The 15,481-nt window shown below is 73.5% G+C and carries 12 protein-coding genes; 5 read left to right on the plus strand and 7 right to left on the minus strand.

Features of this window, described 5'->3' with window-relative positions; translation table 11 throughout:
- Positions 1-4: 4 nt before the first annotated feature.
- Positions 5-1,213, minus strand: coding sequence for a trans-sulfuration enzyme family protein (locus tag JQN84_RS16155; protein WP_204959196.1), 1,209 nt, complete (start codon positions 1,211-1,213; stop codon positions 5-7).
- 102 nt (positions 1,214-1,315) lie between these two features.
- On the opposite strand from JQN84_RS16155, the gene JQN84_RS16160 reads away from it, so the two are divergent.
- Both JQN84_RS16160 and JQN84_RS16165 read left to right on the plus strand, forming a co-directional pair.
- On the plus strand, positions 1,316-1,795 hold the full coding sequence (locus JQN84_RS16160; protein ID WP_088643109.1) for an Lrp/AsnC family transcriptional regulator: 480 nt from the start codon (positions 1,316-1,318) through the stop codon (positions 1,793-1,795).
- Positions 1,796-1,858: 63 nt separating this feature from the next.
- Positions 1,859-2,869, plus strand: coding sequence for an LLM class flavin-dependent oxidoreductase (locus JQN84_RS16165; RefSeq protein WP_307821251.1), 1,011 nt, complete (start codon positions 1,859-1,861; stop codon positions 2,867-2,869).
- 199 nt (positions 2,870-3,068) lie between these two features.
- On the opposite strand, the gene JQN84_RS16170 is transcribed toward JQN84_RS16165, so the two are convergent.
- Positions 3,069-5,369 carry a rhamnogalacturonan lyase family protein gene (locus JQN84_RS16170; protein WP_204959198.1) on the minus strand — a complete coding sequence of 767 codons (2,301 nt, stop codon included), beginning with the start codon at positions 5,367-5,369 and terminating at the stop codon, positions 3,069-3,071.
- Between the two features lie 209 nt (positions 5,370-5,578).
- Here JQN84_RS16170 and JQN84_RS16175 point away from each other — a divergent pair, with 209 nt between their 5' ends.
- On the plus strand, positions 5,579-7,102 hold the full coding sequence (locus JQN84_RS16175; protein ID WP_239485511.1) for a pyridoxal-dependent decarboxylase: 1,524 nt from the start codon (positions 5,579-5,581) through the stop codon (positions 7,100-7,102).
- A gap of 76 nt (positions 7,103-7,178) precedes the next feature.
- Here the strand turns inward: JQN84_RS16175 and JQN84_RS16180 are convergent, their stop codons facing one another.
- Positions 7,179-8,222, minus strand: a complete 1,044-nt coding sequence (locus JQN84_RS16180; RefSeq protein ID WP_204959199.1) for a sulfite exporter TauE/SafE family protein — start codon at positions 8,220-8,222, stop codon at positions 7,179-7,181.
- 157 nt (positions 8,223-8,379) lie between these two features.
- Complete coding sequence (locus JQN84_RS16185; RefSeq protein WP_204959200.1) at positions 8,380-8,850, minus strand: RrF2 family transcriptional regulator; 471 nt, start codon at positions 8,848-8,850, stop codon at positions 8,380-8,382.
- Positions 8,851-9,022: 172 nt separating this feature from the next.
- Here JQN84_RS16185 and JQN84_RS31410 point away from each other — a divergent pair, with 172 nt between their 5' ends.
- Both JQN84_RS31410 and JQN84_RS16190 read left to right on the plus strand, forming a co-directional pair.
- Complete coding sequence (locus tag JQN84_RS31410; RefSeq protein ID WP_239485512.1) at positions 9,023-10,465, plus strand: serine/threonine protein kinase; 1,443 nt, start codon at positions 9,023-9,025, stop codon at positions 10,463-10,465.
- 29 nt (positions 10,466-10,494) lie between these two features.
- A complete protein-coding gene (locus JQN84_RS16190; RefSeq protein WP_239485513.1) occupies positions 10,495-12,261 on the plus strand; it encodes a vWA domain-containing protein in 1,767 nt (588 codons plus the stop codon).
- Between the two features lie 41 nt (positions 12,262-12,302).
- On the opposite strand, the gene JQN84_RS16195 is transcribed toward JQN84_RS16190, so the two are convergent.
- The 3 genes from JQN84_RS16195 to JQN84_RS16205 all read right to left on the minus strand — a co-directional run bounded on the left by JQN84_RS16195 (position 12,303) and on the right by JQN84_RS16205 (position 15,278).
- On the minus strand, positions 12,303-13,187 hold the full coding sequence (locus tag JQN84_RS16195) for an acyl-CoA thioesterase (RefSeq protein WP_372445988.1): 885 nt from the start codon (positions 13,185-13,187) through the stop codon (positions 12,303-12,305).
- Between the two features lie 16 nt (positions 13,188-13,203).
- Positions 13,204-14,652 carry a pyruvate kinase gene (gene pyk / locus JQN84_RS16200; protein ID WP_204959202.1) on the minus strand — a complete coding sequence of 483 codons (1,449 nt, stop codon included), beginning with the start codon at positions 14,650-14,652 and terminating at the stop codon, positions 13,204-13,206.
- Positions 14,653-14,912: 260 nt separating this feature from the next.
- Complete coding sequence (locus JQN84_RS16205; protein ID WP_204959203.1) at positions 14,913-15,278, minus strand: YciI family protein; 366 nt, start codon at positions 15,276-15,278, stop codon at positions 14,913-14,915.
- Positions 15,279-15,481 lie beyond the last annotated feature (203 nt).

Genomic DNA, 15,481 nt, shown 5'->3' on the forward strand with positions numbered 1-15,481 from the left:
ACGCTCACCCCGCCGCGAGCGCGCGGGCCAGGTCGGTCCACAGGTCCTCGGGGTCCTCCAGGCCGACCGAGATCCGCAGCAGCCCGTCGCCCGGTTTCGCCTCCCCGGCCACCGGCCGGTGGGTCAGCGAGGCGGGATGCTGGATCAGGGTGTCCACCCCGCCCAGTGACACCGCGTGGGTGATCAGCCGGCAGGCCCCGGCGACCCGGGCGGCGGCCGACGCGCCGCCGCGTACCTCGACGGCGAGCAGGCTTCCGGTGCCGGCGAGCTGCCGGCCGACCAGCCCGGCCGGGTCGTGCACCGAGGGGTGGTGGACCCGCGCGACGGCCGGGTGCCCGGCGAGCCGCAGGGCCAGTTTCTCCGCGCCGGCCTGCTGTGCGCGGACCCGCAGCGGCAACGTCTGCAGGCCCCGGTGCAGCAGGTACGCGCCGAGCGGGTGCAGCACCGCGCCGGTGACCGCACGCACCTGACGCAACCGGGCGCCCCAGTCGGCGTCGCAGGCCACCACCCCGGCGAGCACGTCGCCGTGCCCGCCGATGCTCTTGGTGGCGCTGTGCAGGACGAGCGCGGCGCCGTGCCGGGCGGGCTGTTGGAGCACGGGGGTGGCGACGGTGTTGTCGACCAGCAGCGGCACGTCGCCCACGGCGGCGGCCAGGGCGGCGATGTCGACGAGGTCGAGGGTGGGGTTGGCCGGGGTCTCCACGACGACCAGGCCGGTGTCGGCCCGTACGGCGGCGGCGACCTCGTCGGGACGGGCCCAACTGACCTCGGTGCCGAGCAGGCCGGTGGCGAGCACGTGGTCGGTGCCCCCGTAGAGGGGACGGACGGCGACGACGTGCCGGCGACCGTCCCGGGTGGCCGCGAGCAGGGCCGCGGTGAGCGCGGCCATGCCGCTGGCGAAGGCGACCGCCGCCGGGGTGCCTTCGAGGGTGGCCAGCGCGGCCTCGAAACGGGCCACGGTGGGATTCCACAGCCGCTGGTAGACGGCGCTGTCGCCGGGCGCGAGGGTGGCACCGGTGGCGAGCAGTTCGTAGGCCGCGCCGCCGGCCTCGACCGACGGCAGCGGGTTGGTGGTGGACAGGTCGATAGGCGGTACGTGCACCCCGAGGGCCGCGAGGTCCTCCCGGCCGGCGTGCACGGCCCGGGTGTCCACCGACGTGTCGTCGAGGGTCGTCCCGACGCTGGGGGTAGGGGGTGCCGTAGCCGCCGTCATGCCGGAAAGCCTCGAACATCAGCGTGACGACAGGCAACACCTTCGAACGATATTCTGGCGGTGCGGCTTTTCCTACGCTCGAATTCGCGGGAGAATGCCGGGATGCCCCCCGCACCGAACGATGTACGGCCCTTCGCCACCCTGGACGACGTCGATCGCGCGATCCTGACCGAGCTGGCCGCCGACGGCCGGCTGCCGAACAACGCCCTCGCCGAGCGGGTGGGGGTGGCCCCGTCGACCTGTCTGACCCGAACCCGGGCGCTGCGGGACTGCGGGGCGATCCGGGGCTTCCACGCCGAGGTGGACCCGGCGGCGGTGGGGTTGCCGTTGCAGGCGCTGGTGTCGGTCCGGCTGACCGCGCACGAGCGGGCCGCGGTGGACGCCTTCCGGGCCCGCTCGGTCCGGCTGCCCGGGGTGGTGTCGGTGTTCCACGTGGCGGGCGCGGAGGACTACGTGCTGCACGTCCGGGCGGCGTCGGGTGACGCGCTGCGCGACTTCGTCCTGGACCAGTTGGCGGTGGACCCGGCGGTGCAGCACACCCAGACCAGCCTGATCTTCGAGCAGGCCCGCGGCCGGGGCTGACCCGGGACCGGGACCGGGCCCGATCAGGGAACAAGTCCGGGCCGGGGCGGGTTGGGCCCAGGTGTGATCGACGTACCGTTGTCTGTTCTTGATCTTGCTCCGGTCGCCGCCGGGGCCACCGCCTCCGAGGCCCTCGGGCACACCACCGAGCTGGCCCGCCGGACCGAGGAACTGGGCTACCGCCGGTTCTGGGTGGCCGAGCACCACAACATGCCGGCGATCGCCAGCTCCGCACCGGCGGTGCTGCTCGCCCACCTGGCGGCGCACACCACCACGATCCGGCTGGGCTCGGGCGGGGTGATGCTGCCCAACCACGCGCCGCTGGTGGTCGCCGAACAGTTCGGCACCCTGGAGGCGCTGCACCCGGGCCGGATCGACCTGGGCATCGGCCGGGCCCCCGGCACCGACCAGCGGACCGCGCTGGCGCTACGGCGCACCATGGAGGGGCTGTCGGCGGAGGGTTTCCCCCGGGAGCTGGCCGACCTGATGAACTACTTCAGCGGCGACGACCCGGGCGCGATCACCGCCAGCCCGGGGCTGGGCCAGTCCCCCGCCGTCTGGCTGCTCGGCTCCAGCGGGTTCAGCGCCCAGCTCGCCGGGCTGCTGGGGTTGCCGTTCTCGTTCGCGCACCACTTCAGCTCCCAGCACACCCTGCCCGCGCTCCAGCTCTACCGGCAGAGTTTCCGGCCGTCACGCTGGCTGACCGAACCGTACGCGATGGTGGCGGTCAACGTGGTCTGCGCCGACACCGACGAGCGCGCCGAGTGGCTGTCCGGGCCGGCCGGGCTGTCGTTCCTCAAGCTGCGCTCGGGCCGGCCGGAGCCGCTGGCCAGCCCCGACGACGCCGCCCGGTACCCGTACACGGAGCTGGAGCGGGAGTTCGTGCGGCAGCGCCGCGACGGTCAGGCGATGGGTTCACCGGAGACGGTCCGCCGGCAGCTGTCCGAGCTGCTGGCCCGCACCGGAGCGAACGAGCTGATGCTCACCACCATGGTGTACGACGTGGCCGACCGGGTGCGCTCGTTCGAGCTGGTGGCCGGGAAGGTGGCCGGCGGGCTGTCCCGGAGCGTCTGAAACACGCTCTTCATAGCCACGTCACCCCACCGTTGCGGACGACCCCTAACTTTATTACCGGTGGTGGTACGGCACTCCCGGTCGGGACGGGTCGGGGGTGCTGCGGTGTGGTGCACCGGGTCGCCAGCTGAGCGGATTCCGCGGCTGGCGACCCGGTGCCTGCTTTTGTGGGGCCCGGTGAACCGCCGGGCCCGCACCGTCAGCGCAGGTAGATGTTGGGCGTGGGCGGGGTGGACATGCCGTCACCGATGAAGAAGCCCGGGTGCGGCGGCTGGTTGTAGGCGGTGTTCTGCCAGGCGATCGCCGCGCGGTACTGGGCGTCGTGCATCAGCGTGTAGATCCGGGTGCTGGTCGGCGTGGGCGTGCTGTAGATCCGCAGCGCCCGGCTGTCGCTGGTGCGCCAGATCACCTCCTCGCGCCAGTCGCCGAGGATGTCACCGGACAGCGCCGGGGTCGACTTGGTGCCGTTGTTGGAGGCCACGTCGCTGCCGGTGAGCAGCCGGGTCTCGCCGCCGGTGCCGTACTTGTCGATCTTGGTGGCGTCGAGCAGCTCACGCACCGGGTCACCGTCCCACCAGGTGAGGAAGTTCGCCGACGACGGCTTGCGCCCGATGTTCTGCCCCCGGGTGTTGGCCAGCCCGTCGACCGCCGACGACCACGACTCGGCCCCCGGGCTGCCGGCCCAGATGTCGGCCGAGACGCCCCGGCCGTTGTCCCCGTTGGCCCCGGTGGACCAGAGGATCTGACCGGTCCGCGCGTCGGCGAAGTACGAGCTGGGCTTGCTGCCGTCCTCGTCGACCTTGAAGACCTCAAGGCCGGCCCGGCCCGGGTCCAGGTCGCCGACGTGCAGGGCGTCGCCGTGGCCGTTGCCGGTCGAGTAGAGCAGCCGGCCGTTGTCGTCGATGGTGGCCGCGCCGTACACGATCTCCTGGCGGCCGTCGGCGTCCACGTCGGCCACGGAGAGCTGGTGGTTGCCCTGGCCGGCGGCGGCAGAGTTGCCCGAGGCGTTGGAGTCGAACGTCCACCGCTTGGTCAGCGCGCCGTTGCGGAAGTCCCAGGCGGCGATGACCGCCCGGGTGTAGTAGCCGCGCGCCATGATCAGCGACGGCCGCTGCCCGTCCAGGTAGGCGGTGCCGGCGAGGAACCTGTCGACCCGGTTGCCGTACGAGTCACCCCAGGAGGAGACGGTGCCGCGCGGCGGGTCGTAGTTGACGGTGGAGGCGATCGCGCCGGTCTGCCCGTTGAACATGGTCAGGTACTCGGGGCCGGACAGCACATAGCCGCTGGAGTTGCGGTAGTCGGCCGACGACGAGCCGATCAGCTGACCGGTGCCGGAGCGGGTGCCGTCGGCGGTCTTCATGGCCACCTCGGCCCGGCCGTCGCCGTCGTAGTCGTACACCTGGAACTGGGTGTAGTGGGCACCGGCGCGGATGTTGCGGCCCAGGTCGATGCGCCACAACCGGCTGCCGGTGAGGGTGTACGCGTCGACGTAGACGTTGCCGGTGTAGCCGGACTGGCTGTTGTCCTTGGCGTTGGACGGGTCCCACTTGAGCACGATCTCGTAGTCGCCGTCGCCGTCGAGGTCACCGACGCTGGCGTCGTTGGCCGAGTAGCTGTACGCCTCCCCGCTCGGGGTGGTGCCGCCGGCCGGCGGCTGGATCGGCACGTCCAGGTAGCCGTTGGCGAACTGGAGGGCGGGCCCGGACGCCGCCTGCTCGGCACCGCCCACCACCGCCCGCACCGTGTACGCCGAGCCGGCCGCCGCCCCGCTGTCGAGGTAGTTGGTGGCGCCGGTGATCGGTGACGCGTTGACCCTGGTGGAGCCCCGGTAGAGGTTGAACGACACCCCGGAGGTCTCGGTGCCCAGCAGCCGCCAGGAGACCAGGTTCCCGTTGCCGGAGCGGACGCTGATCAACCCCCGGTCGAGATCCTCCATCTGCTTGGCCCCGGCGGGCGGGTCGGTCGGCGGGGGCGTGGTCGGCGGCGGTGTCGTCGGGGGCGGGGTGGTCGGCGGCGGCGTGGTGGGTGGGGGCGTGGTCGGTGGCGGTGTCGTCGGGGGCGCGGTGGTCGGCGCGGTGCCGCCGGTGCAGGTCGTGCCGTTGAGGGCGAAGCTCGCCGGCGGCGGGTTGCTGGCGTTGTTCCACGACGCGTTGAAGCCGAAGTTCGCGGTGCCGTTGGTGCCCAGCGCCGCGTTGTAACCGGCGTCCTTGGCGCTGACCTGCGCCCCGGACTGGGTGACCGTGGCGTTCCACGCCTGGGTGACCTGCTGGCCGGCGGTGTAGGACCAGGTCAGGGTCCAGCCGTTGATCGGGTCGCCGAGGTTGGTGACGAGGACGTCGGCGCCGAAGCCGCCGCCCCACTGGCTACTGATCTTGTAGTCGACCCGGCAACCGGCGGCGGCGGCCGAGGCCGTCACGGCGGTGAGGGTGCCGGCGGCGAGGGTGGTGGCCGCGGCGGCGGCGAGCAGCGCGGCGCGACGACGGGTGGGGCTCAGGTGCACGGAAACGCCTTTCGCGGAGGTCAGCGCACGGTGGCGACGCCGGCCTGCCCGGACCGGCGGGATGACGCCGCGCTGACGGTGGTGACGGACGCCTTTGCATCGACATCCATAGTTCGGCTCCGCGCAGTCGGATCGTAGGACAACGCTTTCCGCCCGCACAAGCGCTACCCACTCTTGCTCCCGGGCGGCCCACCTGATCGACTCGGCGGATGGCTGAGCACATGGACCCCGAGGAGTTCCGCCGCGCCGGGTACGCGGTGGTCGACTGGGTCGCCGACTACTGGCGGACGCTGGACCGCCGCCCGGTCACCCCACCGGACCCGCCCGGCACGGTCACCGCCGCCCTGCCGACCGGGCCGCCCGCGCACGGCGAGCCGGTCGCGGCGATGCTGGCCGACCTCGACGCGATCATCGCGCCCCGGGTCACCCACTGGCAGCACCCCGGCTTCTTCGGCTACTTCCCGGCCAACACCAGCGGTCCCAGCGTGCTGGCCGACCTGGTCAGCTCGGGCCTCGGCAGTCAGGGCATGCTCTGGGCCACCAACCCGGCCGGCACCGAACTGGAGACGGTCGTGCTGGACTGGCTGGCCGACCTGATGGACCTGCCGGCGCGCTGGCGATCCACCGGCACCGGCGGCGGCGTCATCCAGGACTCCGCCTCCTCGGCGACCCTGGTCGCCACCCTGGTCGCGCTGCACCGGGCCAGCGGCGGCCGCTGGCGGGAGGCCGGCGTCGACCGCCGCTACCGGGCGTACACCTCGGTGCACGGGCACTCCTCGATCGAGAAGGCGGCCCGCATCGCCGGCCTCGGCGAGGCGGGCGTCCGGACCGTCGCGGTGGACCCGACGACCCAGGCGATGCGCCCGTCGGCGCTGCGCGCGGCGATCGAGGCGGACCTGGCCGAAGGCGTGGTGCCGGCCATCGTGGTGGCGACCATCGGGACCACCTCCACCACCGCCGTCGACCCGCTGCCGGAGATCGGTGCGATCTGCGCCCGGTACGGCGTGTGGCTGCACGTCGACGCCGCCTACGCCGGGGCGGCGGCGGTCTGCCCCGAGTTGCGCTGGACGCAGGCCGGGGTGGAGCACGCCGACTCGTACTGCTTCGACCCGCACAAGTGGCTGCTCACCGGCTTCGACTGCGACGCCTTCTGGGTGGCCGACCGGGGTGAGCTGATCGAGGCGCTGACCGTCATGCCGGAGTTCCTGCGCAACGCCGCCAGCGAATCCGGTGCGGTGATCGACTACCGGGACTGGCAGGTCCCGCTGGGCCGCCGGTTCCGGGCGCTGAAACTCTGGTTCGTCCTGCGCTGGTACGGCGTCGAAGGGCTGCGCGCGCACCTGCGCGCAGGGATCTCCCTGGCCGGCCGGTTCGCCGACCGGGTACGCGCCGACGACCGGTTCGCCCTCACCGCCCCGCACCCGTTCTCCCTGGTCACGTTCCGGTTGCGGGCCGGGGACGAGGCCAGCGCGGCGCTGCTGGCCCGGGTCAACGACAGCGGACAGGTGTACCTGACCCACACCCGGGTCAACGGCCGGTACACCCTGCGGCTGGCCGTCGGCTCGCCACTGACCGGGCCGGAACACGTGGACCGGGCCTGGGCGCTGCTGTCGGCGGCGGCGACGGACCTCCTCGCCGGCGACCCGGCCCCCACCCGACCCGACCCGGGCGGACCCGCACCGATCGAACCCGCGCCGGGCGGACCCGCGCCGGGCGACGCGTTCCCGGGGTGACCGTCGCCGCCCCGTAACCGGAGAACCGGTGGTGCGCGACGGTCACCGTGCCGGGGGCGACGTACCCCGGCCGGGGTCAGCGTTCGACGGCGGCCAGCCGGTCGTCGGCCCCGGCCGGCGCGGACCCGGCGACGACCCCGGCCGGGACGGCCGGAGCCGGGACGTCAGGCGACGGCGTCGCGGCGTCGCTGGCAGCGGCGGTGACATCGGCGGTTTCGGTGCCGGTGGCGTCGGCGGTGGCGGCGTCGACGATGGCGCGGGCGCGGCGGGTGCGGCGCAACGCCCGGACGGCGAACGTCAGGGCGACCACCCAGCCTACGGCGAGCAGCACGTAGACCGCCGGGCGGACGGTCGAGCCGGCGTCACCGGCGTTGAGCAGGATGCGGGCGTTGGTCAGCACGATCACCCCGCCGATGGTGGCGCCCAGCAGTTGGGCGGGGACGATCCGCACCAGCCAGGCGGCCACCGGCGCGGCGATCAGGCCACCGATCAGCAGCGCCGCCACGGTCGGCAGCAGGAAGCCCTCGCTGCCCAGGCCGATCAGGAAGCCGATGCTGGCCGCCCCGGCCACCACGAACTCGGCGGTGTCCACCGAGCCGATCACCTTGCGGGGTTCCATCCGGCCGGAGACCAGCAGCGCCGGCGTGGCCACCGGCCCCCATCCCCCGCCACCGGTGGCGTCGACGAACCCGGCGACCAGGCCCAGCGGGCCGAGGAACCGACCGCGTAGCCGACCCGCGCCGGTGCGCTGCCGCAACGGCCGGGAGAACCGCACCAGCAGGTACGCGCCGAGGGTGAACAGGATGCCGGCCATCCACGGGGCGGCGCTCTCGGTGGAGATGGAGCTGAGGAAGGTGGCGCCGACGAACGCGCCGACCGCGCCGGGCAGGGCGATCCGGGCCACCACCCGCCAGTCGACGTTGCCGAACCGCCAGTGGGCGACGCCGGCGGCGAGCGTGGTGCCGATCTCGGCGAGGTGCACCGACGCCGATGCGGCGGCCGGGGCCACCCCGACGAAGAGCAGCAGGGTCGACGAGGTCAGCCCGTAGGCCATGCCGAGCGCGCCGTCGACGAGCTGTGCGGCCAACCCGACCAGAGCGAGGATCAGAAGCTTGCGCACGAGCCCTCCGAACTTTTCGGCATCTCCTATCGACTTGGTCGAGAATGCGGCACGGGACGCTCCCCGGTCAACCCCCAGATCGGTGAATGGGACGCGTCGGCGCGGCAGGGCACGCCTGGTGGAACCCCGCGCGCCAGGTCAGGCCGGGTGCGGCGGGTCAGCTCCAGGCGCGGGGGTCGGCGGCCAGCTCGCTGATCCGGCCCGGCAGCACCCCGGTCGCCACGTCGGCGATGGTGACCTGCTCCAGGATCGCCCGCTCGCTGGCCCGCAACGCGATCCAGACCTCCTGCAACGCGCGGGCCGCACCGTGGTAGCCGAGCTGCTCGGGCCGCTGCCCCCGGACGTGGGCCAGCGGCCCGTCGATCACCCGGATCACCTCGGCGAGGGAGATCTCGGCCGCCGGCCGGGCCAGCCAGTAGCCGCCCTCCGGGCCCCGCTGGGCGTGCACGATGCCACCCCGACGCAACTGAAGCAGAATGCTCTCCAGGAACTTCGGCGGAATGTCCTGCGACCTGGCGATCTGCTCGGCGGTGACCGGACGGGACCGGCCGGAGTCCGCGCCGTCGGCGACCGACGCGAGTTCGGCCGCCGCACGCAGTGCGTAGTCGACCCGGGCGGAGAGGCGCATGGCCGCAAGGTTAGTCGCCGGCCCCGCCGGCCGGACCGCCGCCCTCCACCGAACGGCCAGGGGTGGGGTGTCCCGGTGGCGTGGGCATGGCACCATACCCGTGTCGCCGGCAGGGTCGCCGGTGGCGGACATCAGCGCACCGGAGCACAGGCCGATAGGGGCAGCGACAGCGATGCCGGACGTGACGCCGCTGAACCCGCGCGACCCGCGCCAGGCCGGGCCGTACGAGCTGATCGGTCGGCTCGGCGCGGGCGGTCAGGGTGTGGTCTACCTGGGCCGCGACGAGCAGGGTCGGTGGGTCGCGGTCAAGGTCATCAACGTCGACCTGCACCAGCACCCCCGGGCGAAGGCCCAGTTCGTCAAGGAGATCGCCGCCGCCCGTCGGGTCGCCCCGTTCTGCACCGCCCAGATCCTCTTCGCCGACGTCGACGGTGAGCTGCCCTACGTGGTCAGCGAGTTCATCGAGGGCGTCACCCTGCAACGGCACGTCCGCGAGCAGGGGCCGGTCGCCGGCAACGCGCTGCACCGGCTGGCCGTGGGCACCGCCACCGCGCTCGCCGCGATCCACCAGTCCGACGTGGTGCACTGCGACCTCAAGCCGGACAACGTGATCCTGGCGGCGGACGGCCCCCGGGTGATCGACTTCGGGATCGCCCGGGCGCTCGACGTCACCGAGACGATGACCAGCCGGATCATGGGCACCGCCACCTACATGGCCCCGGAACGGTTCCGCGACGACGAGGTCGGGCCGGCCAGCGACGTGTTCGCCTGGGCCGGGACGATCGCCTTCGCGGCGGGCGGGCAGCCGCCGTTCGGCACCGGCCCGGTCGTCGCGGTGATGCACCGGGTGCTGCACGACCCGCCGGACCTGACCGGGCTCACCGGCCCGCTGGCCACCCTGATCGGGCAGTGCCTGGACAAGGACCACCGGGTCCGGCCGACCGCCCAGGAGGTGCTGCTGCGGCTGCTCGGGCGCGACGCCCACCCCAGCGGCGAGGTGCCGTTGCAGACCGTGCTGCGGGCCGGCACCGACGCCGCGGCCACCCGGCACGTCCCGCGTACCGTGACCACCACCCCGCCGGCCGCACCGGCCGTCGCGGCGGCCGACCCGTGGCCGACGACGGCGGCGGCGGTCGACCCCTGGCCGACCACCGGAATGACGCCCGCCCGGCCGGACACCTCGACCGGCCACCCGGCCCCGCAGGCGACCGGCGACCAGCCGGCGACGCCGTGGCCCGCCACGTCGACGGCCCACCCCGCCCCGCAGCCGCCGACCGCGCCTGCGGCGACGGCCTGGTCGACCCCCGCCCCGCCCGCCACCACGGACCGGCCGGCCACGGTGACCCGGGACGGCTTCGGCCGGCGGCTGCGTCGGCAGTGGACCGACCCGTGGGGGATGTCCCTCGCGGTCCTCCTCGGCGCGGTCGGCTTCGCCACCGGGTACGTCGCCAGCACCGACGTGGGCACCGCCGTCGCCGTCGGTCTGCTCGCCCTCGTCGTGGTCTACGGTGTCCGTCTGCTCGTCGCCGCCGCGCTGACCCCGGCCGGCCCGCCGGACGGCCCCGTGCCGCAGCCCGGCGCGCCGCCCGTGCCGGCACCCCGCGCCGACGCCTGACCCGCCCAACGAACCCCCTGGAGGAGCCGATGGCCGCCGGTCAGCGTCCCGCCCGACCGTGGCTGCCGCACGCGGTGGCCGTCGTCGCGGGGCTCGCGGTGATCGCCGGGGCGTACCTGTACGTCCGGCCGACGACCGGCACGGACCGGGCGGACTGCGTACCGCTGGAGGTCAGCTCCTCCACCGAGAAGAGCGAACTGGTCGCCCAGCTCGCCGGGCGGTACAACGGCGCCGACCGGCGCTTCGGCGGGCGGTGCGCGCAGGTGACCGTGCACGGCCTCAACTCGGGCGAGGCGATGGAGGCGCTGGCCGGCGGGTGGGCGCTCGCCCAGCCGAAGGTCGCCGAGCCGCAGGTGTGGCTGCCCACCTCGTCACTGTGGACCGGGCAGCTGCGCCTGCTCGACAAGGCGGCGGGCCGGGCCGCGCAGACCCCCGGGCAGTACCCGTCGATCGCCAACAGCCCCCTGGTCATCGCCATGCCCAGGGACCGGGGTGAGCTGGTGCAGCAGCGTGGGCCGCTCGGCTGGGCCGACGTGCTCGGTCTCTCCGGCGACACCGGCTGGGCGGCGTTCGGCAAGCCCGAGTGGGGCCGGTTCACCTTCGGCAAGGACAACCCGCACCTGTCCACCTCCGGTCTGGCCGCCACCATCGCCACCTACTACGCGGCGGTCAACCGGGCCAGCGACCTGACCAGTGAGGACCTCGCCCAGCCGGCGGTGACCCAGTTCGTCAGGCGGATCGAGGCCAACGTCTCGCACTACAGCGACGACTCGGTGGACCTGCTGCGCAACCTCGCCGAGGCCGACGCCGCCACCACCGGGGACGCCCCGGCGAGCGACATGAGCGCGATCGTCCTGCAGGAGGAGCTGGTCTACCTCTACAACCAGGGGCAGCTCAGCCCCACCGGCAGCAAGCCCCGGGTCCCGCTGGTGGCGGTGCACCCCAAGGAGGGCACCTTCAACCTCGACCACCCGTACGTGGTGCTGCCCTCGGCCGACCCGGCGCAACGCGAGGCCGCCGAGGATTTCCTCACCTTCCTCCAGGACGGCCCGCAGCAGCGCAGCTTCGCCGCCCTGGGTTTCCGGGACGACGAGCGCCGGCCCGCCGAGACTCTGCTGGCCACGGTGGCCGGGCCGGGCGGCGACCGGCTCACCTACTTCGACCCGCCCACCCCGGAGGTGGTCGGCGCGATTCTCGGCAGCTGGGACACCCTGCGCAAGAAGGCCAACATCCTGCTCGCCGTGGACACCTCCGGCTCGATGCAGGCAGGCGTCGGCGACCGGACCCGGTTCCAGGTGGCCACCGACGCCGCCAGCAAGGCGATCGGGCTGCTCAACGCCGCCGACCAGGTGGCGCTCTGGTCGTTCTCCAGCGAGACCCCGCAGCGGCCGAAGCGGCCGTACAGCGAGGAGGTGCGGCTCGCGCCGCTGAACCGGGACGCGTTCAACCGGAAGCTCGCCGGGCTGCGCATCGGCGGCAACACCGCCCTGTACGCCACCGTCCGCGCGGCGCACCGCAGCCTGCTCGACAGGTACGACCCGAACCGGATCAACGCGGTGGTGGTGCTCACCGACGGCAAGAACGAGTACCAGAAGGACAGCGACCTCGACCGGCTGCTGCGGGACATCGCGCTGGACCCGAACAAGCCGGTCAAGGTGTTCTGCGTGGCCTTCGACCAGGACTCCGACCTGGCCGCGCTGGACCAGATCGCCAAGGCGTCGGCGGGCAAGGCGTTCGACGCCAAGAACCCGGCCACCATCGACGAGGCGTTGGTCAAGGTGGTCAGCAGCTTCTGAGGCCGGCCCGCCCACGCCGCGCACCCGGCGGCGGGGGGCGTTCAGTCGCCGACGCGGCGCAGCAGACCCTCCTGCACGGCACTGGCGATGTGCCGGCCGTCGAGGGTGAACATCCGGCCGGTGGCCAGGCCCCGCGCGCCCGACGCCGACGGGCTCCAGCAGTCGTAGAGGAACCACTCGTCGGCCCGGAACGACCTGTGGAACCACAGCGCGTGGTCCAGGCTCGCCCCGACCAGGCCGCCCGGCCCCCAGACCTCGCCGTGCACCGACAGCACCGAATCCAGCAGGGTCAGATCGGAGGCGTACGTCAGGGCGCAGGCGTGCAGCAGCGGATCGTCGGGCAGCTTGCCGTCGATGCGCATCCAGACCCGCTGGTACGGGTCGGCGGGCCGGTCGCCGGGGCGTACCCAGCCGGGCTCGCCGACGTAGCGGACGTCGATCGGGCGGGGGATCTGCCCCCAGATGCCGAGCCGCTCCGGATAGCGGGCCAGTCGGTCGGACATCGTCGGGACGTCGTCCGGGCCGGGCACGTCGGGCGGGGTGGGCGCCTGGTGCTCCAGGGCCTGTTCCTGCCGCTGGAACGACGCCGACATGAAGAAGATCGGCTTGTCGTGCTGCAACGCCACCGAGCGGCGGACCGAGAAGGAGCGCCCGTCCCGGACGTTCTCCACCTGGTAGTCGATCGGCTCGGCCGGATCGCCGGGCCGGACGAAGTAGCCGTGCAGGGAGTGCACGAACCGCTCCGGGTCGACGGTGCGCCCGGCGGCGACCAGTGCCTGACCGGCGACCTGCCCCCCGAACACCCGCTGCGGGCCGACCGCGGGGCTGACCCCACGGAAGGTCGTCGCGCCGGTGTGGTCGAGGTCGAGGACCTCGAGGAGCTGGTCGACCGCGGCCTGGCCGGTCGCCGCCGGACGCCCGTTCACCGAAATCTCCCTGTGCTCACTGGAGCGCCCGGGCGGAGGCGGCGTCGACCAGGGAGCCGAGCTGGTGCACGCGCAGCGTGTTGGTGGAGCCGGGGGTGCCGGGCGGGCTGCCCGCGACGATCACCACGTAGTCGCCGGGGGTTGCCTGGTTGAGGCCGAGCAACGCCTGGTCGACCTGGCGGAACATGTCGTCGGTGTGCTGCACGAACGGCATCAGGAAGGTCTCCACACCCCAGCACAGCGCGAGCTGGCTGCGCACCTCGGGGACCGGGGTGAACGCCAGCAGCGGCAGGTCGCAGTGCAGCCGGCTGAGCCGCTTGACGGTGTCACCGGTCTGCGAGAAGGCGACCAGGGCCTTCGCCCCGATGGCGCGGGCGATCGAGGACGCGGCCACGGTCAGCGCGCCGCCGTGGGTACGCGGGTCGTGCTGGAGCCGGGGCACCCCGATCGAGCCGGCCTCGGTGGTGGTGATGATCTTCGCCATGGTGCTGACGGTGAGCACCGGGTACTTGCCGACGCTGGTCTCGCCGGAGAGCATCACCGCGTCCGCGCCGTCGAGCACCGCGTTGGCCACGTCCGAGGCCTCGGCGCGGGTCGGCCGGGAGTTCTCGATCATGGAGTCGAGCATCTGGGTGGCCACGATGACCGGCTTGGCGTTCTCCCGGCACAGCTGCACGGCCCGCTTCTGCACCAGCGGCACCTGGTCCAGCGGCATCTCGACACCGAGGTCGCCCCGGGCCACCATGACGCCGTCGAAGGCGAGCACGATCGCCTCCAGGTGGTCGACCGCCTCCGGCTTCTCGACCTTGGCCAGCACCGGACGGCGTACACCCTCCTCGTCCATGATCGAGTGGACGAGCTTGATGTCCTCCGCCGTACGGACGAAGGAGAGGGCGATCAGGTCGACACCCAGGCCGAGGGCGAAGCGCAGGTCCTCGGCGTCCTTGTCCGACATCGCCGGGACGCTGACGGCCACGTTCGGCAGCGAGACGCCCTTGTTGTTGGAGACCGGGCCACCCTCGGTGACCAGGCACCTGATGTCGTTGCCGGTGACGTCGCTGACCTCGACGGCGACCCGGCCGTCGTCGATCAGCAGCCGGTCGCCCTGCTTCACCTCCTGGGGCAGCTTGCGGTAGGTGCAGGAGACCCGCTCCTTGGTGCCGAGGATGTCGTCACTGGTGATCACCACCGAGTCGCCGGTACGCCACTCGTGCGGCCCGTCGGCGAACTTGCCGAGCCGGATCTTCGGGCCCTGGAGGTCGGCCAGGATGGCGACCGGCACGCCGACCGCCTCGGCTGCTTCGCGGACCATCCGGTACACCGACTCGTGGTCGGCGTGACTACCGTGGCTGAAGTTCAGCCTGGCCACGTTCATGCCCGCCTCGATGAGGCCCCGGAGCCGCTCCGGGGACGAGGTGGCGGGGCCAAGAGTGCAGACGATCTTCGCGCGGCGGTTCACGCCCATCAGGCTAGTCTCTCCTCCGGGTCGACCTGCGGGCCGACCCCTTGCGGGCTGAGGAACAGGGTCCGACGACGCGCGGGGTGGGCGCGTGGCCGGCGGGACGCGGGCCGCGCCGGGAGTACGTCGGACAGTGGCGGGCATCGGCGACCGCGCGCCGGGAATCGTACCGCCCGACGGCAACCGGCGTCTGCGCGCTCCCGTGCTCTCGTGCACCGACGCCGCCACCGTCGGTCACCACCGCGCCCCGCCCGCCGCCCCGGCGGTCAGCTGTCGGTCTTGACCAGCGGAAACTCCAGTGAGCCCGCCGGGCAGAGGAAGGTCAGCACGTCGACCATGTAGAGGCCGGCCTGCACCGCCGGGTCCGCCTCCATCACGCTGCGTACGTCCTCGACCGAACCGGTGCGGGCCAGCCCGATGCCGATCGGCGGGGCGGGCTCCCGGGCCGGGCCGTCGATCGAGCCGGCCACCAGCACCACACCCCGCCGTTGCAGGGCCCGCATGTGCGCGGTGTGCTCGGCCTGGAGGCGCTGCACGGTCTCCTTCGGCAGCACCCGACCGGCCGGGCCCGGATAGAGCACGATGCACTCGTACGTGTCGAGTGCGAAGTCCAGCTGCGGCGTACCCGTCATCGCGTCCCCTCCCCCGCGTCGGCGCCACACCGCGCCGGTGGTGTCCCCCGGACCCGGCCAGCGTCCCACGGTGGGGACGCCCCTGACCCCCGGTCGGGACAACTCCCGGCCGGACGGGCCCGTCCCGGGGGTGGACCGGGCACGGCAGGCGGCACCGACGCCCTTTCGGTCGGCAGACCCCGACAGATCGGTAGACGTGCCGG

This window comes from Micromonospora humidisoli (assembly GCF_016900955.1).
In the GTDB taxonomy this organism is placed as follows: Bacteria; Actinomycetota; Actinomycetes; order Mycobacteriales; family Micromonosporaceae; genus Micromonospora; species Micromonospora wenchangensis.

Bases quoted from the DNA above. Each gene is read 5' to 3' on its own strand.
- JQN84_RS16160 (WP_088643109.1), top strand. From the start codon at position 1,316: ATGCCCCCCGCACCGAACGATGTACGGCCCTTCGCCACCCTGGACGAC.
- JQN84_RS16205 (WP_204959203.1), bottom strand. From the start codon at position 15,278: ATGACGGGTACGCCGCAGCTGGACTTCGCACTCGACACGTACGAGTGC.
- pyk (WP_204959202.1), bottom strand. From the start codon at position 14,652: ATGGGCGTGAACCGCCGCGCGAAGATCGTCTGCACTCTTGGCCCCGCC.
- JQN84_RS16185 (WP_204959200.1), bottom strand. From the start codon at position 8,850: ATGCGCCTCTCCGCCCGGGTCGACTACGCACTGCGTGCGGCGGCCGAA.
- JQN84_RS31410 (WP_239485512.1), top strand. From the start codon at position 9,023: ATGCCGGACGTGACGCCGCTGAACCCGCGCGACCCGCGCCAGGCCGGG.
- JQN84_RS16175 (WP_239485511.1), top strand. From the start codon at position 5,579: ATGGCTGAGCACATGGACCCCGAGGAGTTCCGCCGCGCCGGGTACGCG.
- JQN84_RS16190 (WP_239485513.1), top strand. From the start codon at position 10,495: ATGGCCGCCGGTCAGCGTCCCGCCCGACCGTGGCTGCCGCACGCGGTG.
- JQN84_RS16155 (WP_204959196.1), bottom strand. From the start codon at position 1,213: ATGACGGCGGCTACGGCACCCCCTACCCCCAGCGTCGGGACGACCCTC.